Origin of the sequence: Halomonas sp. 3A7M, from assembly GCF_014897875.1 — a bacterium.
Taxonomy (GTDB): Bacteria; Pseudomonadota; Gammaproteobacteria; order Pseudomonadales; family Halomonadaceae; genus Vreelandella.
Genome location: NZ_JABUZD010000019.1, coordinates 50,743 through 71,627, shown reverse-complemented (window position 1 = coordinate 71,627; position 20,885 = coordinate 50,743). Strand labels below are relative to the sequence as shown.

The window sequence follows — 20,885 nt, the reverse complement described above, 5'->3', positions numbered from 1 at the left end:
GCCTAAAAGACCTCAGAGGCGACAGATTTCTTGACAACTACCGATGAGAGCCTATAAATATAATAATTCACTGATTGCGGGTACGGTTTGTGCCGGAGGTTCTTTAGGAACAATTATACCTCCTACTGTCATCGTAGTCGTCTATGCTGCGCTCGCTCAGCAGTCGATAGGTGCCTTATTTGCAGCGATTATATTCCCCGGCATTCTTATGCTTTCTCTTTTTGCTACTTACATAATTGTTCGATGCTGGCTGCGCCCTCAAGATGGCCCAGTCTCTACTATTGTTGACGATGATAAACCCTTTGCTCTTAAAATAAGAATTACACTGAAAGCGTTAGTGCCACCCTTGCTATTAATGTTCGCTGTGCTTGGGTCACTGTTGGGTGGTATTGCATCCCCAACAGAAGCAGCGGCAGTTGGCGTTGCAGGCGCAGTGATCTTAGCAATAATTAATGGTGGTATAACGATATCTTCACTTACTGACTCTTTATCTCTTACCGTACGCATTACATCTATGATACTTCTTATAGTAGCCGGTGGTACGATGTTTACGGGTATTTTTGCAGTCAACGGTGGTGGAGAAATGGTATCGGCAATAGCCAATGGGTTAGGTGGTGGTACAGCAGGCGTTATTTTATTTTTCCTAGCGGTTACCTTTTTGCTAGGATTCGTTCTTGATTGGACCTCTATCGTTTTAATTTGCGTGCCAATATTTACTCCTGTGATTAAACAGCTTGGTATCGACCCTATTTGGTTTGCTACGTTAGTGTTGATAACAATCCAAACGAGCTACCTGACACCTCCTATGGCGTCGTCAATATTTTATTTAAAGTCAATTGCCCCTAGTGATATTACCTATGGGCAAATGTGCAAAGGTGTGTTGCCCTTTATCGCTGTGCAATTACTAACACTGGCTATCGTTGTACTGTTTCCTACAATGGCTACATGGTTGCCTGATAAGATTGTGGGTTTTTAAGTAATAAGTCATAACAGGTGGGCTTCCGTCCACCTGTTAACGTTAGCCATAATGTATATGGCATGTTGTTGTCGGTATATGCCATATGCCTGAAATAGCTAATAGTCACTATTAGAAAGGCTCAGGCGATTAAAGCGACCATAGCGCTCCTCAGCTACCCGCCAAACGGTACTTTCCATGGGCCCTTGTTCAAGGTCGGCGCAGGTGTCAATTCGCATGATGGTGGTGGCTTGGCAGCGCACGCTGAGTTGGCCTTGAGCGTTTCCCCGCTGCCACTGCCAGCGTATTAGGCGTTCTTGCTCACTGCCGCTATCGTCCAACAGCGTTAGCTGAGGTTGGTGTTGATCCGTACTTAGTTGGGTACCTAGGTGAGTCAGGGCGGCTAATTCTGCACACTGTTGGGCGGGGGTGAGTTGTGAGCTGCCCCGATAGCCAGGCAAGTAGCGTTGGCCGTTCGCTTCTGCCTGCAGGAAGGGCAGTGCTTGTGCCGGGGTAATGCGTCCGTATTTGCGCACCTTGGGCAGCAAAATCAAACTGGCTGCTAGGCGGCAGCCCCCCAGATGGCTACTTTCCCAAGCCTCAAACGGTAGCTGGTGGTCAGCAATCGTTTGAGCCAGTGCCTTATAGGTTTGGTAGCCATACTTGGCGCAGCATTTGTCTTTTGTGCCGTGGGTGCAGCAGAGTAGTAGGTCGGTTTCTAGCGGGGGCTGTTCCCACTCTGCCAAGCTGTTGCCTGTTTGCAGAGCGCTTAAAAAGTCTTCTAAGTGATGGCGGGCGATCAGAAAGCGCCGTCGTTCTGGCATCAGGAATACTTGGTGCTGATGTTTATCCATTCCCGGTTGCTGAATCAGGTTAATACGTAGGCCGCTATCGGCAATGTCATCTAGTGTCTGTTTCAGCGTATCGTTCATGTCGCTGGCATGGCGCAACTTGCGCAGCCACTTTGCGCGCGGCCAACTGATTAATAGATTGCGTTCGGCATGGGCAGCGCTCCCAGCTAATGGATCATTCTGTTCACGGCTGAGGTCGGCGCAGAAAGTATGCTTCATAGGGCGATATGCTCTTCCGAGTCGGTGTGCTGTTGTTGGGTGTTAGCCGTGAATTTATGGGGAACGCACACTGGGCTGTTGCTTACCGGGTCGTGAAGTACGTGGGCATCCAGATCGAAAACGCGCTTAAGATTGGCGGCGGTAAATATTTCGCTAGGCGTGCCGCTGGTGATGATCTTTCCATCTCGCATCATGATCAACTGGTCAGCGTAGGCGGCGGCTAGATTCAGATCGTGAAGCACCAGTAACAGCGTGCGGCCATGCTCATGGGCCAAACGTGACAGTAGCGCCAGCAAATCGACCTGCACTTTGAGATCCAGGAAAGTGGTGGGTTCATCCAGCAGGATCAGATCCGTTTGTTGAGCCAGCACCATAGCAATCCAGCAGCGCTGGCGCTGCCCACCGGAAAGGGCATCGACGTTGCGCTCAGCAAACTCGGTCACGTTGGTGTAGGCCATGGCTTCGCGAATTGCGCGGGCATCCTGTTCGGCATTTTTTTGCCACATTCTCTGATGCGGAAAACGCCCCATTCCGACCAGCTGTTGCACACTCAGCCCCTCTGGGGCGACCGGCCCCTGGGGAAGAATACCAAGCCGTTGAGCGACTTCCCGCGTATTGCTGCGGTGAATATCTTTGCCATCCAGATAAACGTGCCCAGCGCTTGGCGTGAGTGTACGCGCCAGCGTTTTTAACAGCGTGGATTTGCCACTACCGTTCGGCCCTAAAAGGACCGTTAGCTTGCCTTCCTGTATGCCGATATCGACACCGTCTAGCACGCGTTTGTCTTCATAACCAGCATGAAGGCTTTCACCTCTAAGCCGTGGTGTAAGACAGGAAGAGAGTGTCATGGGAAGGATCGCCTGCATGATCTAAGCAGCCAGCACCGTAAGACAAAATATTCTCATTTTCAAATCTTTGTCCCAGCTCTATACATTTCGATAAATCGAACGACGTGTTTCGTTGATGAAGCCATGTTGGTAATATATGCACAAGCTAATTGTTATCATTTAGATGTGCATTGTCTTTTGGGCGACTCACTCACTGCAAGGGAAAATAAGCGGATGTCGATAAAAAAACGCCACGTGTTTTGGCCAACAGTAACGTTTGCTGGGTTGGTAGCGGCTACCCAGGCACATGCTCAGTCGCCAGCAATCGTTGAAGCACAAGGCGAGAGAGGTGATGCAAACCAAACGGTGGTTGTGACGGCCTCGCGCACGAACTCGACAAAAGAAGACTCTCCTCAGGCAGTGCGTATTATCAGCGAGGAAGAGATTACTCAGCAGTTGCAAATTACCAGCGATTCATCGCAGATATTAAGTAACCTGCTGCCCTCTTACTCCCCCAGCCGCCAAAAGATGACTGGTAGCGGTGAAACCCTTCGTGGGCGTAAGCCGTTGATTCTGATTGACGGTATTCCACAGTCGAACCCTCTTCGCCCAACGGGTCGTGAAGCACACACGATCGACTTTTCCATGGTTGAGCAGATCGAGGTGATTCAAGGGGCTAATGCCACTAATGGGGTGGGAGCGGCAGGTGGCGTGATTAACTTGATCACTAAACGTCCAGAGCCGGGTTCGCTTAATCAGCATGCTGAGGTTCAGATAACGACTCCCACCAGCGAGTTAGATAGCGATACGCTCAGCTATAAAACCAGCTATGGAGTCAGTGGTAATCGCGGTGATGTGGACTATCTGTTTTCGGCCAGCCTTGAAGATCAGGGGCTATTCCTGGATGGAAATCGTGACCCTGTGGGTGTGGACAATACCCAGGGCGACCTGATGGACTCTCGCAGTTTCAATATTTTAGGTAAGCTGGCTTACTGGATTGACGACGATCAACGCCTGCAATTTACCCTCAATCACTACAATATTGAGGGCCACAATAACTATGTGAGCGTAACGGGAGATCGTGCCAATGGTGTGGTAACGACGTCGGAGCGTGGCACCCCCGAAGGTGATGCCCCCTATAACCGAGTTTGGACCACAGGGCTAAGTTACGATCATTATGACCTGGCGGGGATGCGTTTAAGTGCCCAGGCGTTCTATCAGGATTATGAGGCGCTGTTTGGGGCAACCAACTCAGCGACTTTCCAGGATCCTGCGATTGCCCCGGTGGGATCTTTTTACGACCAAACCATGGCGTCAACGAGCAAGTTTGGTACTAAAGTCTCGCTGACTAAAGATGATCTACTGAACGATCGTCTCTCCTTAACGGGCGGTTTTGATACGCTGTTTGATGAAACCGAACAGTACCTATATCAGTCCGACCGTACTTATGTGCCGCCAACAGAGTACACCGATCTTTCGCCTTTCATTCAGGCTGAGTTTAGGCCCGTGGATTCACTGCTGCTATCAACTGGCGCGCGCTATGAGTACGCCAAGCTAAAGATCAATGACTATCAGACGGTGGCGGCTAACAATAGTGTTGATGTTGCCGGTGGTAACCCTAGTTTCAATGAAACGCTCTATAACGTCGGCGCAGTGTGGAAACCTGTGGATCATTGGAGCCTGTTTGCCAATTACTCTGAAGGTTTTTCTATTCCTGATGTAGGCCGAGCATTGAGGGGCATTAGTACCCCTAATCAATCGGTTAATAGCATTGAAAACCTAAGTCCGATTGTTACCGACAATATCGAGACAGGCGTTCGCTTTGAGAATGGCCGCTTAGCCGCTGAGCTTAGTTATTACGAGTCCTCCTCCGACTTCGGTAGCCGACTCACGGAAGTCGACGACGTCTTTTATATGCAGCGTCAGGAGACTGAAATTAAGGGCTTTGAGGCCTCGGTAGATTATCAATTTACCGACCAGCACACCGGCCGTTTGGCGTACTCACATATGGAAGGGCGCTACGACAGTAATGATGATGGCAGTTTAGACGCCAAGCTGTCTGGGCTGGATGTCTCGCCAGATCGCCTGACGGCCAGTTGGTCTGCCAATTGGACAGATAACCTTTCCACCTTTGTGCAGGCTAACTATGCCTTCGATAAAACCTTCGACGAAGCCAATCGTGAGTTTGACGGCTATCTGTTGATGGATGCCGCTGTGGGCTACCAACTTCCCGTTGGACAGGTCAACGTCGGCATCGCTAACCTGCTTGATGAGCAGTACGTTAGCTATTACTCACAAAGTGCACTGGTGAACGACGAGCGCTATTTTGCCGGACGCGGTAGAACAGTGACCTTCGGTTATCGCGTCGATTTTTAACCCCAGTTCAGTAAGGACGGTAGCGCGCCTTGTGCAGCAAATACACAAAGAAGGGCGCGCCTATCCCGGCCACGAAAATACCGACGGGTAAGTCTTTGGGTAAAAAGGCTACGCGGCCTAACAAATCAGCGTTTAGAACGATCAAGGCCCCAACTAGCGCTGAGGCGGGCACCAATCGTGCCAGGTTGCGCCCTACTAGCCGAGCCGCTAAGTGGGGCGCAATTAATCCCACAAAGCTTAATCCGCCCGCAAACGCAACGGCGGCACCAGCTAATGCCACGCTGCAGGCCAGTAATACTATTCGGCTGCGCAGAATAGGCACGCCAAGCCCTTCGGCCACATGGTCGCCCAGCGCCATGGCATCCGCATGCCGAGCGAAGGCTAGGCTGATAGGCGCTGCGACTAATATCCACGGCAATAGACCCCACACATCTTCCCATTGCGCCGCGTAAAGGCTGCCGGTGAGCCACACATAGGCCGTCATGGCCGCAGTGTCATCGCTAATGACGATTAATAAGGTAGTGCCAGCCCCCATGGCAGCTGCCAACCCAATACCCACCAATACCATACGTGCTGGGCTAATGCCGCTCTTCCACGCCAAACTGACCACCAATAGAGCGGACACCAGCGCACCGAGCATGGCAGCAACAGGCAGCCAGCGAATGCTAAGGGTCGTGCTGAGCAGGGCTAAAAACAGCACTGCTGCTAGCGCCGCGCCGCTGGTGATGCCGATGACATCTGGCGATGCTAGCGGGTTACGCACAATGCTTTGCAGAATAGCACCTGCCACCGCTAAGGCGGCACCGACCAGTATCGCCAACACGATACGAGGCAGTCTTAGCTCCCAAATAATAAAAGCGATATCGCTACTTTGGGGAGCGATCAACGTATGTAAAACCTGTAGAGGTGGTGTGGGAAAGCTACCCAAGCAGAGGGATACGCTGACGCTGAAGAAAAGCAGACAGCCTAACAGCAGCAGGCTGTTCAAGAAGCGGGCGCTTTTGCGTTTTGTCGTGTGGTTGAGGGGGAGTGCTGTTTCTTGCGTCATTGGCCAGCCATCTTTTGTCGCGCCAGATAGATAAAGAAGGGCGTGCCAATAAGCGCGGTCATGACGCCGATAGGTACTTGCTGAGGCGGCATTAGAAACCGTGAAGCGATATCGGCCAGCAGTAGTAGACAGGCGCCCAGTACCGCACAAGCGGGTAGCAGCCAGCGGTGATCAATGCCAAATAGTCCCCGTGCCATGTGGGGCACAATTAACCCCACAAACCCAATCATGCCTGCCAGCGCCACAGAGCTACCTGCTAGCACGATCACGATAAGCCCTAGCAGCAGTTTGATGGTGGTGGCCTGCATGCCAAGCCCGGTGACCATGTCGTCTCCCAGCAGCAGCGCATTGGCATGGCGTACAAGTAGCCCACTGAGTAGCAGTGCCCCGCCGAAGAGCGGCAGCAAGGGCATAACCACCGAGAGGTCGCGCCCTGAGACAGAGCCAGCCAGCCAGTAAAGAACGCTCTCAAAACTTTGTTGGTCAATCACCAGCAGTCCCTGGCTAAATGATACAAACATTGCCGTGACCGCCACCCCTGCCAGCACAACGCGCAGTGGTGAAAGCTCGCCGTGGCGGCCCCGGCTAAGCAGCACAACAATGCTTGCGGCGACCAGTGCGCCCAACAGGGCTGCCCATACATAGTGAGCAGGGGTGTGAAGCGGCAGCAGTGAGACTGCGACCACCACAAAAAACATTGCGCCAGCGTTAATCCCCAAAATACCCGGCGATGCCAGTGGGTTGCGCGTCATGGTTTGCATTAGCGCACCTGCAATAGCTAAGCTGGCGCCTACTAGGGCGGCAATCACGGCACGGGGTAAGCGTTCAGCCAATAGAATGATGTGAGATACGTTGGCAGGGTCATAGTGGGTGAGTGAGTCGAACAGAGCGGATAGGGCAATCTCCGTCGTGCCTAACATCACGCTAGCGAAAAAAGCACCAAACGTTAGCACTGCCCCAATGACCAAGCCCATGCCTTTTGCAGCGGCGCTGTTTAGCATTGAAAGTGCTCCCCACCGTGATCGATGGTGCGAGGTAAGCAAACCTGATGTTGCTGGGCTTCAGGCTGTGGCAGCTTATAATGGTCATAAAGATCATCCAGCATAGCGTTGGCCGCCAGGATGCCACCGCCCATCATCCAACTGACGGGGTCGACTTCAAATACGCGCCCGTTTTGCACCGCTGAAAGCCGCTGCCATAGTGGATGAGCTGTCCAGCGTTGGTAATTATCCGTAATGGCAGGATCGTCCGGCTCTAGCAGCACAAACATAACATCGGCATTCAGGACAGGAATGTTCTCAGTGCTGGAAAGTTTCATTCCCCAGCCTTGAGTATGCAGCGTATCCGGCTGCTCGAAGCCAAGCTCATCTAAAATAGAGCCAGCAAAGCCGTGAGTATAGATGCGCACGTGGTCACTTTTAAAACGCACCACGGCCACTTTCTGAGGCCATTCACTGCCCAACTCAGCGGCTATCTGCTGGCGGAAATCGCTCACGCGGTCATCCCAGTGCCGAAGTAACTGGTTGGCCTCCGTTTCGCGGCCAGTGGCATTGGCGATCATCGTCAACGTGGTTTTAAAGCCGAAAACGGTGTTGGTAGATGCCGTGGGTGCAATGGCTGCCAATAACGGTGCTATTCGCGCATGGCGAAAGTCGCTGGCAATGACCAAGTCAGGATCGAGCCAGGCAATTTTTTCCAGGTTGGGCTGGGTTTCCAAACCGACATGCTCGACGCCTTCCAACGGTTCACGCAGGTAACGATACATCGGTTTTTCTAACCAGGAGTCGACGACACCAATCGGCTTAAGGCCCAGGGCGACAGCGCTATCGGTAGCACCTTGATAGAGCGTGACGATGCGTGGCGCCGATATGAACGGGGCGTGATTACCGTTCTGAGCAGCACTTTGCAGCGGATTGGTTAGCACGAAAAAGGCTGTCAGCGCCGCGCATGCTAGTAGCAACACACGTCTCCAAGCCTTGCTGCAATGAGAGTGTATTGTTGGCATACGTGTCACAGGTAGCTAGACGTTTTAAAAGCAGAATGATGGCATGTGTCAAAAGCTAATGTAAAGCATTATCAGATATAGGTCTTCCATCTGCCCAAACATGGTGCGTTCTGCTGGCTGTTGAGCGGTTCAACGAGCGGATAGTGGCTTTGATAAAGTAGCAGATTCGGCCTGCATTCATAGAATAAGTGCAGCCACTGGGAGGCTGATATCTCTAGCGATTAAAAAGTAGTTTGCTACGGATATGTTCAATAGCCTATGCGTTCAAGAGCCTATGTGTTCAAGAGTGTGTGTTCAAGGGCGTATATATTCATGAACGGTTAAAGAGCTTTAATCAATCGTGCTTTTAATTCCTAGTGGGCTCGACTTTAAACTCTTATGTATTGCTCTTTGTGGTGCAGCATATTGTTTGTTACACCGTTTTGGGATGCCCTTTTAGTCGGAGTAAGCACTTGGTTGGTTTTAACTGGGCTGCTGGTGAAAAATTATTTCTCTTGACCGTATGAAGGAAAGGCTATAAAGAATAAAATTCCTTGTAATCGTATAGAGGGGAAATAAATTGCTTATTGATCGTTTTGATTTAAAAATTCTTGAACAGCTTCAGCGCGATGATAGTCTTTCTATTGCACAGCTTGCAGAAGGAATTGGTCTCTCTGTTACGCCGTGTTGGCGGCGAATACAAAAGCTGGAAAAAGACGGAATTATAGAAAAAAGAATTGCCGTACTGAACCCTGAGAAATTGAATCTTAGTCTTACTGTGTTTGTGATGGTTAAAACGGATAAACACAACCAAGCTTGGCTTGATACATTTCAGGAGACGGTTAAAAACTTTCCTGAGATCGTAGAAGTTAATCGCCTCGCAGGTGAATACGACTACTTACTTAAGGTCATTACGCGTAATAACCAATCTTATGACGCCTTTTATAAAAGGCTGATTGCGAAAATAGAGCTCAGTAATGTCACATCGTGCTTCTCAATGGAACAAGTCAAGAAAACCACCGAGCTCCCCCTCGGCGATCTCTCGTGAGTGGATAGAGCGCCTACAGAGTGGGGTTATTGGAGAAGGGCGCTTGATCCCCGGCCCATTTGGAGACTGCCCCTTGCTCTATGCCGATTACACGGCATCGGGAAGGGCGTTGGATATCGTCGAGCGGGCAATTCAGGAAGAGGTGTTGCCTCTCTATGCCAACACGCATACTGAAACCTCTTACACCGGAAAAATGACCACGCGGCTACGGGAAGCTGCTCGCCAAGCTGTGGCGGAGTCTGTAGGTGCTGATGACGAATATGCGGTCATTTTTGCTGGTGCTGGTGCAACCGCGGCGATAGACCGTTGCTGTCGCATTCTTGAGCTGACCCATGGGCAAGTGGCAGCGAAGGCCGCTAAGCCGGTTGTTTTCGTTGGCCCCTATGAGCATCACTCCAATGATCTGGTATGGCGTGAGTGCGATGTTGATCTGGTACGTACTCCTCTGGATAGCCATGGTCTTGTTGATCTGGAGGTGCTTGAACAGCAATTGCAGGCACATGCCGAGCGCGACGTTAAAGTCGTGGCGTTTTCGGCCGCTTCTAATGTCACAGGTATTCTGTCGCCCGTGGCCCAGATAGCCAAGTTAGCGCACCAATATGGCGGCTTGGCTGTGTTCGACTATGCGGCAAGTGGGCCCTATGTAGCGATCAATATGGCAGGCAGCGGCCAAGGCGATCATCTGGATGCCGTCTTCCTTTCTCCTCATAAATTTGTCGGTGGGCCTGGGAGTTCCGGCGTGCTGGTGATTCGCAAAGCGGTGTGCCGCAATGCGAAGCCGTCCATTGCCGGGGGCGGCACGGTATCCTATGTAACTGCCTCCCATCATCGCTATGTTCAGAATGTCGAGCGTCGGGAGGAAGCGGGTACACCTAATATTTTGGGTGACATTCGCGCGGGGTTGGCGTTCCGTATCAAAGCAAAAGTTGGCACTGAGACCATTGAGCTGCGCGAGCAAGAATTGGTGGCCATGGCGGTGGAGCGCTGGCAAAAAATAGCTAACTTAAACCTGCTTGGCTCACTTGATGCGCCCAGGTTGGCCATCTTCTCGTTTAATATCACTGCTGGAGAACGGGCGATACACCATAACCTCGTGGTTGCCATGTTGAATGACCTATTCGGTATTCAGGCTAGAGGTGGCTGTTCCTGCGCGGGCCCTTATGGTCATGAACTGCTCTCCATTGATAGCGATACGGCTGCAGCGCATGAAGCGTTAGTCCAAAAAGGTAGAAGCATATATCGCCCAGGTTGGGTAAGACTCGGATTTAACTTCTTTTTTAGCAATGAGTCGGCTAACTATGTAATATCAGCGGTCGAGTTTATTGCGCGTTATGCCCCAGTATTAATGAAACTTTACTCTGTGGATGAACATAGTGGTGTTTGGGTTGCCCAGCGCCCTGATGCGTCAGCTCAATCCGAAGAGTCAGTAACGCCATGCCTATTGGATACGCTTTTCACTAAGGATGCATCTGTTGGAACAGCTGACGAGGCCAAAGTGCTTGATTGCTTTGCCAGAGTGCTTGAATTGGTTGAACTGGCGAAAGCCTTGCCTTTACCCGCTAATCGCCATGCTGAAGATGTACCCGTTCGTTGGTTCTGGTGGCCCCATGAAGCCGAACAGGCCATGCAGACACAAGCCGAGATGATGCCATGACCCTCACTCCCTCTTTGGCCGGTGCCGGCCTTGAAGCCTTGAATGCACGTGTGAAGCACGACCTCGCCTGTCTGAACCTGCCGCCTGCTAATTGGGTCCCCTCATTAGAGAGAGAGGATGGGCGGCACGTTTACGATGTCGTGATTGTGGGCGGTGGTCAGTGCGGTTTAGTAGCGGCTTTCGCGCTACTGTCGGGAGGCATCTCCAATATCCGTATTTTTGATCGCAACCCGGCGGGTAAAGAAGGGCCTTGGATGAACTATGCCCGTATGGAGACACTGCGTTCGCCGAAAACATTACCAGGACCCAGCTATGGGTTTGCCTCACTGACCTTTCGGGCTTGGTATGAGGCGCAGTTTGGCACCGAAGCCTGGGAAATTCTTGACAAGATTCCGCGGCCTACTTGGATGGAGTACCTTTGCTGGTACCGTGAAGTTCTCAACCTGCCGGTCGAAAATAGTGTCAAGGTTGAGCATGTTAAGCCCGAGGGAGAGCTACTTAGTCTTGAGCTTTCTGGCCCAGGCGCGACGGCTGAACGTGTTCTAACACGCAAACTGATTATGGCGACTGGCCGTGAAGGTACCGGTGCCCCCAAGATTCCCGATTTCGTTGCTGGTTTGCCGGCGTCTCGCTGGGCGCACACTGCGGACGATATCGATTTTACTGCCCTTAAAGGGAAGCGTGTGGTCGTGGTGGGGGTAGGCGCCTCGGCGATTGATAATGCTGCTGAGGCGCTGGAGCATGGAGCCAGCGAGGTTCGCTTCCTGATTCGCCGTCAGCAGATGCCGACGATCAACAAAATGATGGGTATTGGCTCCTATGGCTTTACTCATGGCTACGCAACACTGCCGGATGAGTGGCGCTGGCGCATTATGCATTACTCTTTTATCACTCAGACGCCGCCTCCTCGTGGCTCGACGTTGCGCGTCAGCCGCCATGAGAATGCTTATTTTCACTTTGGTTGTGGCATTGAAAATATTCGAGTTGAAGGGTCGGAAGTGGTGATCACGACCCAGCAGGGCAAACAGGTTCACTGCGACTTTCTGATTCTGGGAACTGGGTTTGAAGTTGACCCACTGGCTCGTACCGAGCTGGCAGGGTATGCCGATCGTATTCTGCTGTGGCGTGATCGATATCAGCCACCCACCGAGCTTCAGCACGAAGAGCTGGGCAATTTTCCTTACGTAGATCGCGACTTTGCCTTCCAGGAGCGAGAGCCAGGAGCGGCCCCCTGGCTGCGTAATATCCACTGCTTCAACTATGGTGCCTCTATTAGTTTAGGCAAAGTCAGCGGTGACATTCCTGGGATCAGCGAAGGAGCCAACTGGCTGGCAGGCGCAATTGCCGCAGGCTTTTATCGAGAAGACATCGAACGTCACTGGCAGCTACTCGAACACTACGACTCTCCGGAACTACTGGGGGATGAGTGGGAGCCTTCCCCATTGCCTTGAATGCGTAGCGCTAACATCGTCTTTGTATTGCAATGTTAAGGAACCGAAATGTCACATGTACTTGAAACAGACGCTGGCGTGCCCAGCAGCGGCCCGCTGGCCGACGCTCTGACCATGCGCGGCAAGTTAATGGAGCTGACACAAGCATCCTATGAAGCAGCGCTGCTACCCAGTGATGCCGGGAACCTGCCCGCCAGCTTAAGAGCGGCGCTGGCATGTCGTATGGCGAGAATTTGCCAGCAAGCAGGGCTGACACAGCACTATGCTGATTTGCTTGCCGGGTATGGCGATGATGCCGACCCTTACCAACTGGCTCTTCCAGTGCAAATGCCACCGGCGGATAACCAGCGTTTGGCAGCGATGGTGGATTACGTTGATTTAGTCACCGAACGACCACGGGATGCCAGCGAAGCAACAATCGGTTCGCTACGTGCCGCAGGCATTGATGAAGCAGATATTGTCCGCTTAGCCGGGCTGGTTGCTTTCGTTAACTACCAGCTGCGCGTTGCTGCTGTGCTGAGTGTGATGGGGAAAAGCCAATGAGTCGTGTCATTCACAAGTTCACCACCCGGGTACCCACGTGGCGTCCCCATATCACCCCGATTGATTTTGATCAGGCGACGCCTGCTCAACGGGAAGCGCTGAAAGAGACGCCTTCCAACACCAAAATTTCCGACTATGTATTGGTGTTGGCGCATGATCCTGAGCCGCTGCGTATTCGCACGTCTCTATTTAACGGCATCATGTATGACAAGGGGGGGTTATCCCGTGAAGAGCGGGAACTGGGAGCGGTGGCAGCATCGGTCGTCAACCGCTGTATCTACTGCGCTGCCGTGCATGCTCAGCGTTATAACAACCTGACGCGTGATGAGCGGGTGATGCAGGAGATTTTCTTCAATGGCGAAAAGGCGGATATCGATGCACGTCAGCGTGCCATCCTTAAGTTCGGCATGCGGCTCTCTGAGTGCCCTCCCAAAGTAACCGAAGATGATATTGCCAGCCTACGTGAAGCAGGGCTGGATGATCAGGAAATTTTGGATCTTACCCTCTCAACCACTCTGTTTGGCTGGGCAAACCGGCTAATGCACACCCTTGGTGAACCTGTATCGGGAGCATAGCTTAAGCAAGCACCCGCTTTTTAAAACGTTGGCACATCCCTGGCGAGTATCTATCGGCAGCTAGTCGCTATCGGCAGTTAGTACCTATAGACAGTTAGCACCTATAGACAGTTAGCACCTATGGACAGCTAGTAAACCTATAAGAGGAACGTCCCCATGACAAAACGTACGTTTTCGCGCTTGGCCCTGGCAGCCGCAACTTCCATGCTTTTTATTTCCCCTGCTATGGCAGAAACCTTACGCCTGGGCACGGTAGTAAGTGCTCCTCACCCATGGATTGATGCTGCTGAAGCGTTTAAAGCCGAAGTAGCAGAAGCGACCGATGGGCGTATCGATGTACAGATTTTCCCAGGTGGCCAATTGGGTAATGACCAGACAATGGTCGATGAGATTCGTATCGGTACCACCGATATGATCATTGGCGGTGTGATGAATATTTCGCCGTATACCCCTGAATTTGAAATTTTCAGTCTTAATTATCTGTTTGAAGATATGGATAAATTTCGGGCTGCCACCTCTCCCGACTCGCCCGTGTTTGACTACTTCGCCAACGCTATGCAGGAGTCAGGGGTAGGCTTGAAGTTGTTGAGCCTGACAGGAGGGGGAACGCGCAATTTAAGTACCAATACCGGACCTGTCACCCAGCCTTCGGATCTGCAAGGTATCAAGATGCGTGTCACAGGCTCGCGCCTGGATGCTGAGATGTGGCAATCAGTCGGCGCGTTGACGACATCGCTACCATGGACAGAAATTTACACTGGCCTGCAAACCGGCGTAGTGGGGGCCTTCGAGAGTACCATCAGTGGCTATTACTCAAGCCGCCTTTATGAAGTAGCTCCCTATCATGCCAAAACCGAACATCAGGTGATGATGAGCCATATTTCCATCAGCGAGAACCGCTTTAATCGCTTCTCGGAAGAGGATCAGGCCATCATTCTCAATGCGGCCCAGCATGCGGGTGAGTTCGGCACTGAAAAAGGAGTGGAGTACGATGCGGAGTTTATTCAGGAATTCGAGGATCTGGGGGTAACGGTGACCGAAGTCGACAAGCAGGCCTTCATTGATGCGGTCGTTCCTCTGCATGACGAGTTTGCTGAGGAACGTGGTTTGACTGAGCTGCTTGACACGATTCGCAACCTGTAAACCGCGATCCATCAGCGCTTTGGCGTGCTGCTTTGTGTCTCATCTGCAAGCAGTGCGCCAATGTAAGGGCAGAAAAATGCGGAAAATAAACGATCTGTTGGAGAAACTCCTGACATTTATCGCAGGCTCGCTGTTTGCAGCCTTTATCCTAACGGTGCTCTATCAGGTGGTGGCACGTAACTACCTGAAAATATCAGTATCGTGGACCGATGAAGTCGCTATGGCCTGTTTCATTTGGGCGGTCTTTATTGGCGCGGCCATTGCACTACGTAAGCGTAGGCACTATGTGGTGGACGTTTTTCCTCCAAACTTTGTTATTACTCAGCGGGTATTACGCTTATTCGGTAGCTTAGCCTGTCTGCCCGTGATCTATGTACTGATTGTGCACGGTAATGTACTGGTGGATATGGGCTGGAACCGACGCTCGGTAGCGCTAGGTACGCCCATGGCCTATGTGTTCGCCGCGATTCCCGTAGCAGGTATCTCCATGTTGCTATTTTCTATTGAGACTATTCGCGATGATATCGCCAAGCTGCGTGCTGGTAGAGATGCGGCCAGTAGTGGAGAGGCCCCCGAATCATGAGTCCATTGATTACCTTGATTGGCAGTTTTCTGATTCTTATCGGCCTGAGTGTCCCTATCGCTTTTGCGATTGGTTTGGCTTCCATATTGACGATCATGCAATTGGGGCTGCCCTTAACATCGGTCGTTAATCAGATGTTTGCCAGCATTAACTCATTCCCGTTACTGGCCGTGCCTTTCTTCCTACTGTTAGGGCGCCTGATGAACGACGGGGGCATCACCGATCGTCTGCTACGCTTTGCGGATAGTACTGTTGGGCATGTCCGTGGCGGCCTGGGCCACATCAATGTCATGGTATCCATGATGTTTGCCAGCCTCTCGGGGTCTGCAGCTGCAGATACTGCCAGCGTGGGGGCGGTACTCATTCCGGCTATGAAGAAGTCGGGCTATCCCGCGCCGTTTGCTGTGGCATTGACGGCTGCATCGTCTGTGCTGGGGGGGATCATTCCGCCCTCGATTCTCATGGTAATTTACGGTGCCTTTGGCAACGTATCAGTGGGTGCTCTGTTTATGGGGGGCATTCTGCCAGGGATACTCGTCGGTTTGATGCAGATGGGATATGTGTATTACATCGCGAGAAAGCACGATATTAAAGCAACGGGTAAGTTCTCTTTCCGCCAAATGGGGCGCACTGCGATCACCGCTGCTCCACCTATGGTGCTGCCGCTAGTGGTTCTAGGTGGCATAACCCTAGGCGTATTCACTGCTACGGAAGCAGCTTCGGTAGCGGTTCTGGTAGGCGTGTTGTTAGCCTTTGTTTTTTATCGAGCGATACGTTTTAGGCAGCTTCCCGGCATTTTGTCAGACTCGGTTGTGGCCTTTTCGTTACCGATGTTTGCTGTCGCGTCCGCAGGCATTATGGGGTGGCTGATTTCGTACTTGGGGATCGCTCAGGAGGTCGCTAACTTTATCCTCACCGTAACGCAATCGCGGGTGGGCATCATGCTGTTGGTGATGCTGTTCATGTTAGTGATTGGAACCGTCCTCAGTCCGGTAACAGCAGTTATTATCTTCCTCCCCATTATTCAGGGACTGTGTATCGCGGCTGATATCAACCAGGTCCATATGGCGCTGGTAGTGATTTTATCGCTCACCTTAGGGTTGATCACGCCTCCCTATGGTATTTGCCTGCTTATCGCAACGCAGATTGGCGAGGTTTCCATGCCGCGTGCTTTTATGGCGGTAATACCGCTAATAGTGCTCATTATGTCGATCATTATCGCCATGATACTGCTGCCAAGCGTCTTCCTGTATTTACCGCAATTAGTGTTCCCAAAAGCGTTTTAGTAAGGTGGGGTAGCGTTATATTAGCGCTACCCCCACCTCGACGATGCCAAATACCGCCACCCCAGCTGCGACCGGCCAGCCTAATGAGCGTAGCCGCGACCATACCCATAATGTGACGGAGAGACCGATAGCAGTGGCTATCCATGAAACGGCACTCGGGCTCACTGGTACGATAGAAACGCCGAGCACAGCGGCGATCATCAGCGGGCCGAGAATACTTAGCCATTGAGGCATATTGTTAATGCCTGTCTCACTATTTATACGGCGCTGCATCCATAGAAAAGGCACCACACGCATCAGCAGAGTACCTATCGCGGATATCATCACCGCTAACCACAGCGCGCTACTCATTACTCCCTCTCCTTTTTTCAAACTTCACCAGATAGAAGCACAGCGCGCCACAGGCAGCCGCCAGTGGGATGGCCACATTGCCCCATCCAGTCAGCGTTAAACACAGCGCAGCAATGATGGTGAGTCCCATTGCTACTGCCCAACGTTTATCGGTAAAACGCGGAGCCACCATGGTGAGAAAGAGTGCAGGCAGCGCGAAAGGCATAATTTCACCCAACAACGGCCAGCGGGCGGTAAATGCTTCGCCAGCGGTAGCTCCCACGGCAGTGCCCACTGCCCACGCACCCCACGCCAGTAACGATGCACCTACAAACCAGCTAAAGCGCTTCGCGTCAGGCAACTGCGGAAGCCTGGTTAATGCCAGAGCAAATACCTGGTCGGTTAGGCCGTGCATTAGCCATGGCCAGTGGCGGCTGCGTGGCAACAGCTCGGCTAGGTTAGGGCCGTACACCATGTGGCGCACATTAATCAGTAATGTCATTGCTACCACCAACCATAGTGGTGCGCCGGTGGCGATCATGCCCACGAACAAAAACTGCGAAGCACCCGCGTAAATCAGCGCTGATATGGCTGTGGCTTCCCATGTGCTAAAGCCTGCTTGGCTAGCCACCAAACCAAACGATAGCGCCACCGGTATGTAACCACCCAATAGCGGAATCGCTTCCTGCACGCCTTGCAGCGCGCTGCGCCACGGCGAGTGGCTGACAACTTGGTTCATGGTGCATCCCCCTGTTCGCCGTAAGTAATGGTGAGTAGCATGGTGGCCTCTTGGTCTTGGGTGCGGTAAAAGTGAGGCTCATCAGCGCTAAAGGTAATGCTTTCGCCAGGGGCTAGCGCAGTAACCGTCCCTTCTGGACCGACTTCGAGCCAGCCGCTGATCAGGATCAGCGTTTCTTGAGTACCCAGGGTGTGAGCTTCGGCGTGGCGCAGGGTATGGGGAGCGCAGCGCATCCAGTAGGCATCTACCTGAGGCGAGCCTTTTCCCTGGTCAATTAACTGAACTTGCACGCCATCTTCACCTAAAGGCACAGAGATAGGCGCAACCAGGGTGCCGAAGGGGACATTAAGCTGCACTGCTAACCGCCAGATGGTATCCAGGGTGGGGTTGCCATTACCTTGTTCCAGACGACACAGATTCGATTTGGCAATGCCTGCTGCGTTGGCTAGGTGGGAGAGTGACCAACCTCGCGCTTGGCGAAGGGATTGCAAATGCTGGCCTAGGGTACTTAGTGAGTGCTCATCCATTCTATTATCTCGCTGTTCCTTTTATAGAACGTTCTATATAAGGAACAGCGAGAAGTCAATCAAATTGCGTTATAACGTGTGGTCAGAGCTGGAAGGTTGACGGGCTCGGCAAGCTGCTGCAGTGAACAGCACATCCGTTGAGGAATTCAGCGCGGTTTCGGTCGCGTCTTGTACCACGCTGATGACAAAGCCAATTGCCACTGCTTGCATGGCGACTTCTGTGGGAATGCCAAACAGGTTGGCAGCCATCGGAATGAGCATCAGCGAACCACCGGCTACGCCTGAAACACCGCAGGCAGCCAGTGCAGACACCACGCACAGTAGTAGGGCAGTGGGGAAGTCGACGGTAATGCCTAGCGTATGGGTGGTCGCCAAGGTAATTACCGTTATGGTGATAGCGGCACCACACATGTTGATCGTCGCGCCGAGCGGAATAGAAATAGCGTAGGTGTCGGCATCCAGCTTTAGACGGCGGCACAGCTCTAAATTTACGGGGATATTCGCCGCTGAGCTGCGGGTGAAAAAGGCGGTGATGGCACTGCCGCGCAGGCAGGTGAACACCAGTGGGTAAGGGTTCTGACGGGTAGTGAGGTAAACGAGCAGCGGATTGCTAACAAGAGCAACAAACAGCATACAGCCTACGATGACACCAAGCAGTTGGGCGTAGTTGAGCAATGCCTCTACCCCTGACTCTGCCAAGGTTCCCGCGACTAAGCCAAAGATGCCAATCGGCGCTAAGCGAATTACCAGCGTGACAATGCGGGTGACAGCAGTGGATAAATCGCTTAACGCTTGACGGGTGGTGTCGCTGGCTTGGCGTAGCATTAAACCAAGGCCAATGGCCCATGCCAGAATAGCGATAAAGTTCGCTTCCATTAGCGCACTTACCGGGTTAGCCACCGCATTTAATAACAGATCCCTTAGAACGCTAAAAATATCCCCAGGTGGATTGCCGTCAATTTGCCCCGCATTCAATGCAAGTTCGGTAGGGAATAGAAAGCTTGCCGCCACTGCAATTAGCGCAGCGACTAATGTGCCTACCACATACAGTATGAGCACGGGGCGAATGTGAGTGGGTTGACCTTTCTTGTGTGCAGCGATGGCAGCGGTAACCAGCACAAAGACTAAAATAGGGGCCACTGCTTGCAGCGCGGCAATAAATAGCTGACCAAGCAGTGCCACATTGCCTGCAATGTCCGGTGTGAAAAGGGCGATGAATATCCCGGTAACAATGCCAATTAAAATCTGTGGGATAAGGCCCAGCCGGAAAAGTGGCTGAAACACGGTGTAGATGGTGGCGATCATTGCGCGACTCTCAGGTAGTAGAAGGGGAAACGTTGTGGCGATAGGCCGTGGACGTGCCTGAAAGGGGCAGCATTCTACCAGCTGTGAGTATCTCGCGGGCAGTTGGGTGAAAAACTTGGGGAGGGCGCCCAGTTAGATAAGTAACTGACGATATAATCGTTCTGATCGCTATGTTTGGCTCTTGGCGATACCTACGTTGCAATCTATCGCTTCTCTTAAAAGGGAAAAGAACAGGAAACTTATCAATGCGCATTAAAGTGTTATTCGCTGCACTGCTGATACTGTGTAGCTCTTCGCTTGCAATGGCTGCCGACTACCACATCGATATCACTAATCGTACGGGCTATATCTTGTATTACATGTATATAAGCCCAACAGATTCGAAAAGCTGGGAAGAGGATGTGCTCGGTAATGATGTCCTGATGGATGGTGATACTCAACGGGTGGCGATTACGGGTTATGACAGTCCTATCTTCGATATTCGTTTGGTCGATGAAGACGACGACAGCTACACCTTCTGGAAGGTAGATGTATCAACCCGGGATCTTGTGGTTACGCTAGATGATTTAGACTGATAAAAAATTCCCAACGGTTTGCCTCCCCTAACAGCGCCCTTGCTGATGAATCTTCGGAATAGAGGCAAGCCGTTTATATAGGCATTGGTTAGCTAGTGACGTGATAAGAACGAGATTGGCTTTTAATCGAACAGAGATAGAATTATTACCTTGGCCATGACCGCAATGTCCAATAGCCTCCCCATAGCCGCGTGGCAGTCGTGATTAGGCAAGCGGCTGCGAATAGCCCCGCTAACCATGGAAAATAGTGAGGAAATAGGCAAAAGAGCACTAACGCGATCACGGTTTCTGTGCCTTCGGTTAATCCCTCTAAATAGTAAAATGTTTTTTGTGGAAAGTTTGGCCGCTCAGCATTGCGTGCTTTCGCCGCAATAGCAAAGGCTAAAAACGATGTTCCCGTGCCGATAAATGCGAATAGCAGTAGCGCGGCTGCTAGCGCATTTTGCCCAGGGTTAGCCAGCGCGAACCCCAGTACGACTGCGGCATAAAAGACAAAATCCAACCCGATATCAATAAATCCACCCGCATCGCTTTGCTGGCCGCTTAGCCGGGCAAGCGCGCCATCAAGCCCATCACCGAGGCGGTTCAACAAAATCGCCATCAGTGCCAAAACATAATATTCAAAGGCTAATAGCGGTAGCGCGCTCATACCCACTAAAAAAGCCACTAAGGTAACTTGGTCAGGGGTAATCTGCCGGTGGTTGAGGTGCTCAGCCATACTGGCAAGTGGTCGGTGGGTCAGCGGCATAGTAAAACGGTCGAGCACGTGAGTACCTCCTTAGAAAAAGACTCAAAACTACCGGGATAAAAGCGCAGTGTCACATCAGGGGAAGGCGCGCTAGTAGCTACAACTAAGGTTGTTAGAC

21 protein-coding genes are annotated in these 20,885 nt (G+C 52.0%); 11 read left to right on the top strand and 10 right to left on the bottom strand.

Annotation, left to right across the window (positions count from 1 at the left end; translation table 11 throughout):
* The first annotated feature begins 43 nt into the window (after positions 1-43).
* Positions 44-976, top strand: coding sequence for a TRAP transporter large permease subunit (locus INT19_RS01485; protein ID WP_226924428.1), 933 nt, complete (start codon positions 44-46; stop codon positions 974-976).
* Between the two features lie 98 nt (positions 977-1,074).
* On the opposite strand, the gene INT19_RS01480 is transcribed toward INT19_RS01485, so the two are convergent.
* Entirely contained in the window at positions 1,075-2,025 is a 951-nt protein-coding gene (locus INT19_RS01480; protein ID WP_193059431.1) for a sucrase ferredoxin, read from the bottom strand.
* Positions 2,022-2,873, bottom strand: coding sequence for an ABC transporter ATP-binding protein (locus INT19_RS01475; RefSeq protein ID WP_089039570.1), 852 nt, complete (start codon positions 2,871-2,873; stop codon positions 2,022-2,024). Before INT19_RS01475 ends, INT19_RS01480 begins: the two co-directional genes overlap by 4 nt.
* A 213-nt stretch (positions 2,874-3,086) precedes the next feature.
* On the opposite strand from INT19_RS01475, the gene INT19_RS01470 reads away from it, so the two are divergent.
* Positions 3,087-5,228, top strand: coding sequence for a TonB-dependent receptor (locus tag INT19_RS01470; protein WP_193059430.1), 2,142 nt, complete (start codon positions 3,087-3,089; stop codon positions 5,226-5,228).
* A 7-nt stretch (positions 5,229-5,235) separates the two neighbouring features.
* Here INT19_RS01470 and INT19_RS01465 read toward each other — a convergent pair whose 3' ends face one another.
* The 3 genes from INT19_RS01465 to INT19_RS01455 are packed head-to-tail and all read right to left on the bottom strand — an operon-like array spanning position 5,236 to position 8,239.
* Positions 5,236-6,276 carry a FecCD family ABC transporter permease gene (locus INT19_RS01465; RefSeq protein WP_193059429.1) on the bottom strand — a complete coding sequence of 347 codons (1,041 nt, stop codon included), beginning with the start codon at positions 6,274-6,276 and terminating at the stop codon, positions 5,236-5,238.
* Positions 6,273-7,277 carry a FecCD family ABC transporter permease gene (locus tag INT19_RS01460; RefSeq protein WP_193059428.1) on the bottom strand — a complete coding sequence of 335 codons (1,005 nt, stop codon included), beginning with the start codon at positions 7,275-7,277 and terminating at the stop codon, positions 6,273-6,275. The genes INT19_RS01465 and INT19_RS01460 overlap by 4 nt, the downstream gene beginning before the upstream one ends.
* Positions 7,271-8,239, bottom strand: coding sequence for an ABC transporter substrate-binding protein (locus tag INT19_RS01455; protein ID WP_442311259.1), 969 nt, complete (start codon positions 8,237-8,239; stop codon positions 7,271-7,273). The genes INT19_RS01460 and INT19_RS01455 overlap by 7 nt, the downstream gene beginning before the upstream one ends.
* Positions 8,240-8,840: 601 nt before the next feature.
* Here INT19_RS01455 and INT19_RS01450 point away from each other — a divergent pair.
* The 8 genes from INT19_RS01450 (at position 8,841) to INT19_RS01415 (ending at position 16,543) form a co-directional block, all read left to right on the top strand.
* The gene (locus INT19_RS01450) at positions 8,841-9,308 is read left to right on the top strand and encodes an Lrp/AsnC family transcriptional regulator (RefSeq protein ID WP_226924426.1); all 468 of its coding nucleotides are present in this window, start codon (positions 8,841-8,843) and stop codon (positions 9,306-9,308) included.
* Positions 9,238-10,962, top strand: coding sequence for an aminotransferase class V-fold PLP-dependent enzyme (locus INT19_RS01445; RefSeq protein ID WP_193059426.1), 1,725 nt, complete (start codon positions 9,238-9,240; stop codon positions 10,960-10,962). Before INT19_RS01450 ends, INT19_RS01445 begins: the two co-directional genes overlap by 71 nt.
* The gene (locus INT19_RS01440; protein WP_193059425.1) at positions 10,959-12,413 is read left to right on the top strand and encodes an NAD(P)-binding domain-containing protein; all 1,455 of its coding nucleotides are present in this window, start codon (positions 10,959-10,961) and stop codon (positions 12,411-12,413) included. Before INT19_RS01445 ends, INT19_RS01440 begins: the two co-directional genes overlap by 4 nt.
* A 48-nt stretch (positions 12,414-12,461) precedes the next feature.
* Positions 12,462-12,956 carry a CMD domain-containing protein gene (locus INT19_RS01435; protein ID WP_193059424.1) on the top strand — a complete coding sequence of 165 codons (495 nt, stop codon included), beginning with the start codon at positions 12,462-12,464 and terminating at the stop codon, positions 12,954-12,956.
* Positions 12,953-13,531 (top strand): peroxidase-related enzyme, encoded by a 579-nt coding sequence (locus INT19_RS01430; protein WP_125750660.1) that lies wholly within the window; start codon positions 12,953-12,955, stop codon positions 13,529-13,531. The genes INT19_RS01435 and INT19_RS01430 overlap by 4 nt, the downstream gene beginning before the upstream one ends.
* A 156-nt stretch (positions 13,532-13,687) precedes the next feature.
* Positions 13,688-14,674: a TRAP transporter substrate-binding protein gene (locus tag INT19_RS01425; RefSeq protein WP_089039560.1), complete on the top strand. Its 987-nt coding sequence runs from the start codon at positions 13,688-13,690 to the stop codon at positions 14,672-14,674.
* A 76-nt stretch (positions 14,675-14,750) separates the two neighbouring features.
* Entirely contained in the window at positions 14,751-15,257 is a 507-nt protein-coding gene (locus tag INT19_RS01420) for a TRAP transporter small permease (protein WP_193059423.1), read from the top strand.
* The gene (locus INT19_RS01415; protein WP_146941951.1) at positions 15,254-16,543 is read left to right on the top strand and encodes a TRAP transporter large permease; all 1,290 of its coding nucleotides are present in this window, start codon (positions 15,254-15,256) and stop codon (positions 16,541-16,543) included. The genes INT19_RS01420 and INT19_RS01415 overlap by 4 nt, the downstream gene beginning before the upstream one ends.
* A gap of 15 nt (positions 16,544-16,558) precedes the next feature.
* On the opposite strand, the gene INT19_RS01410 is transcribed toward INT19_RS01415, so the two are convergent.
* The 4 genes from INT19_RS01410 to sstT all read right to left on the bottom strand — a co-directional run bounded on the left by INT19_RS01410 (position 16,559) and on the right by sstT (position 19,444).
* Positions 16,559-16,894, bottom strand: a complete 336-nt coding sequence (locus INT19_RS01410) for an AzlD domain-containing protein (RefSeq protein WP_193059422.1) — start codon at positions 16,892-16,894, stop codon at positions 16,559-16,561.
* Positions 16,887-17,612: an AzlC family ABC transporter permease gene (locus tag INT19_RS01405; protein ID WP_193059421.1), complete on the bottom strand. Its 726-nt coding sequence runs from the start codon at positions 17,610-17,612 to the stop codon at positions 16,887-16,889. Before INT19_RS01405 ends, INT19_RS01410 begins: the two co-directional genes overlap by 8 nt.
* Positions 17,609-18,139 (bottom strand): helix-turn-helix domain-containing protein, encoded by a 531-nt coding sequence (locus INT19_RS01400; protein WP_193059420.1) that lies wholly within the window; start codon positions 18,137-18,139, stop codon positions 17,609-17,611. The genes INT19_RS01405 and INT19_RS01400 overlap by 4 nt, the downstream gene beginning before the upstream one ends.
* Positions 18,140-18,208: 69 nt before the next feature.
* Positions 18,209-19,444, bottom strand: a complete 1,236-nt coding sequence (sstT, locus tag INT19_RS01395; RefSeq protein ID WP_193059419.1) for a serine/threonine transporter SstT — start codon at positions 19,442-19,444, stop codon at positions 18,209-18,211.
* A 245-nt stretch (positions 19,445-19,689) separates the two neighbouring features.
* Here sstT and INT19_RS01390 point away from each other — a divergent pair, with 245 nt between their 5' ends.
* A complete protein-coding gene (locus tag INT19_RS01390) occupies positions 19,690-20,019 on the top strand; it encodes a hypothetical protein (RefSeq protein ID WP_193059418.1) in 330 nt (109 codons plus the stop codon).
* Between the two features lie 145 nt (positions 20,020-20,164).
* On the opposite strand, the gene INT19_RS01385 is transcribed toward INT19_RS01390, so the two are convergent.
* Positions 20,165-20,785 (bottom strand): CDP-alcohol phosphatidyltransferase family protein, encoded by a 621-nt coding sequence (locus tag INT19_RS01385; protein WP_193059417.1) that lies wholly within the window; start codon positions 20,783-20,785, stop codon positions 20,165-20,167.
* Positions 20,786-20,885: the final 100 nt, after the last annotated feature.

Bases quoted from the DNA above. Each gene is read 5' to 3' on its own strand.
- INT19_RS01425 (WP_089039560.1), top strand. From the start codon at position 13,688: ATGACAAAACGTACGTTTTCGCGCTTGGCCCTGGCAGCCGCAACTTCC.
- INT19_RS01470 (WP_193059430.1), top strand. From the start codon at position 3,087: ATGTCGATAAAAAAACGCCACGTGTTTTGGCCAACAGTAACGTTTGCT.
- INT19_RS01465 (WP_193059429.1), bottom strand. From the start codon at position 6,276: ATGACGCAAGAAACAGCACTCCCCCTCAACCACACGACAAAACGCAAA.
- INT19_RS01435 (WP_193059424.1), top strand. From the start codon at position 12,462: ATGTCACATGTACTTGAAACAGACGCTGGCGTGCCCAGCAGCGGCCCG.
- INT19_RS01405 (WP_193059421.1), bottom strand. From the start codon at position 17,612: ATGAACCAAGTTGTCAGCCACTCGCCGTGGCGCAGCGCGCTGCAAGGC.
- INT19_RS01440 (WP_193059425.1), top strand. From the start codon at position 10,959: ATGACCCTCACTCCCTCTTTGGCCGGTGCCGGCCTTGAAGCCTTGAAT.
- INT19_RS01475 (WP_089039570.1), bottom strand. From the start codon at position 2,873: ATGACACTCTCTTCCTGTCTTACACCACGGCTTAGAGGTGAAAGCCTT.
- INT19_RS01485 (WP_226924428.1), top strand. From the start codon at position 44: ATGAGAGCCTATAAATATAATAATTCACTGATTGCGGGTACGGTTTGT.
- INT19_RS01410 (WP_193059422.1), bottom strand. From the start codon at position 16,894: ATGAGTAGCGCGCTGTGGTTAGCGGTGATGATATCCGCGATAGGTACT.
- INT19_RS01390 (WP_193059418.1), top strand. From the start codon at position 19,690: ATGCGCATTAAAGTGTTATTCGCTGCACTGCTGATACTGTGTAGCTCT.
- sstT (WP_193059419.1), bottom strand. From the start codon at position 19,444: ATGATCGCCACCATCTACACCGTGTTTCAGCCACTTTTCCGGCTGGGC.
- INT19_RS01415 (WP_146941951.1), top strand. From the start codon at position 15,254: ATGAGTCCATTGATTACCTTGATTGGCAGTTTTCTGATTCTTATCGGC.
- INT19_RS01460 (WP_193059428.1), bottom strand. From the start codon at position 7,277: ATGCTAAACAGCGCCGCTGCAAAAGGCATGGGCTTGGTCATTGGGGCA.
- INT19_RS01420 (WP_193059423.1), top strand. From the start codon at position 14,751: ATGCGGAAAATAAACGATCTGTTGGAGAAACTCCTGACATTTATCGCA.
- INT19_RS01400 (WP_193059420.1), bottom strand. From the start codon at position 18,139: ATGGATGAGCACTCACTAAGTACCCTAGGCCAGCATTTGCAATCCCTT.
- INT19_RS01480 (WP_193059431.1), bottom strand. From the start codon at position 2,025: ATGAAGCATACTTTCTGCGCCGACCTCAGCCGTGAACAGAATGATCCA.
- INT19_RS01430 (WP_125750660.1), top strand. From the start codon at position 12,953: ATGAGTCGTGTCATTCACAAGTTCACCACCCGGGTACCCACGTGGCGT.
- INT19_RS01445 (WP_193059426.1), top strand. From the start codon at position 9,238: ATGTCACATCGTGCTTCTCAATGGAACAAGTCAAGAAAACCACCGAGC.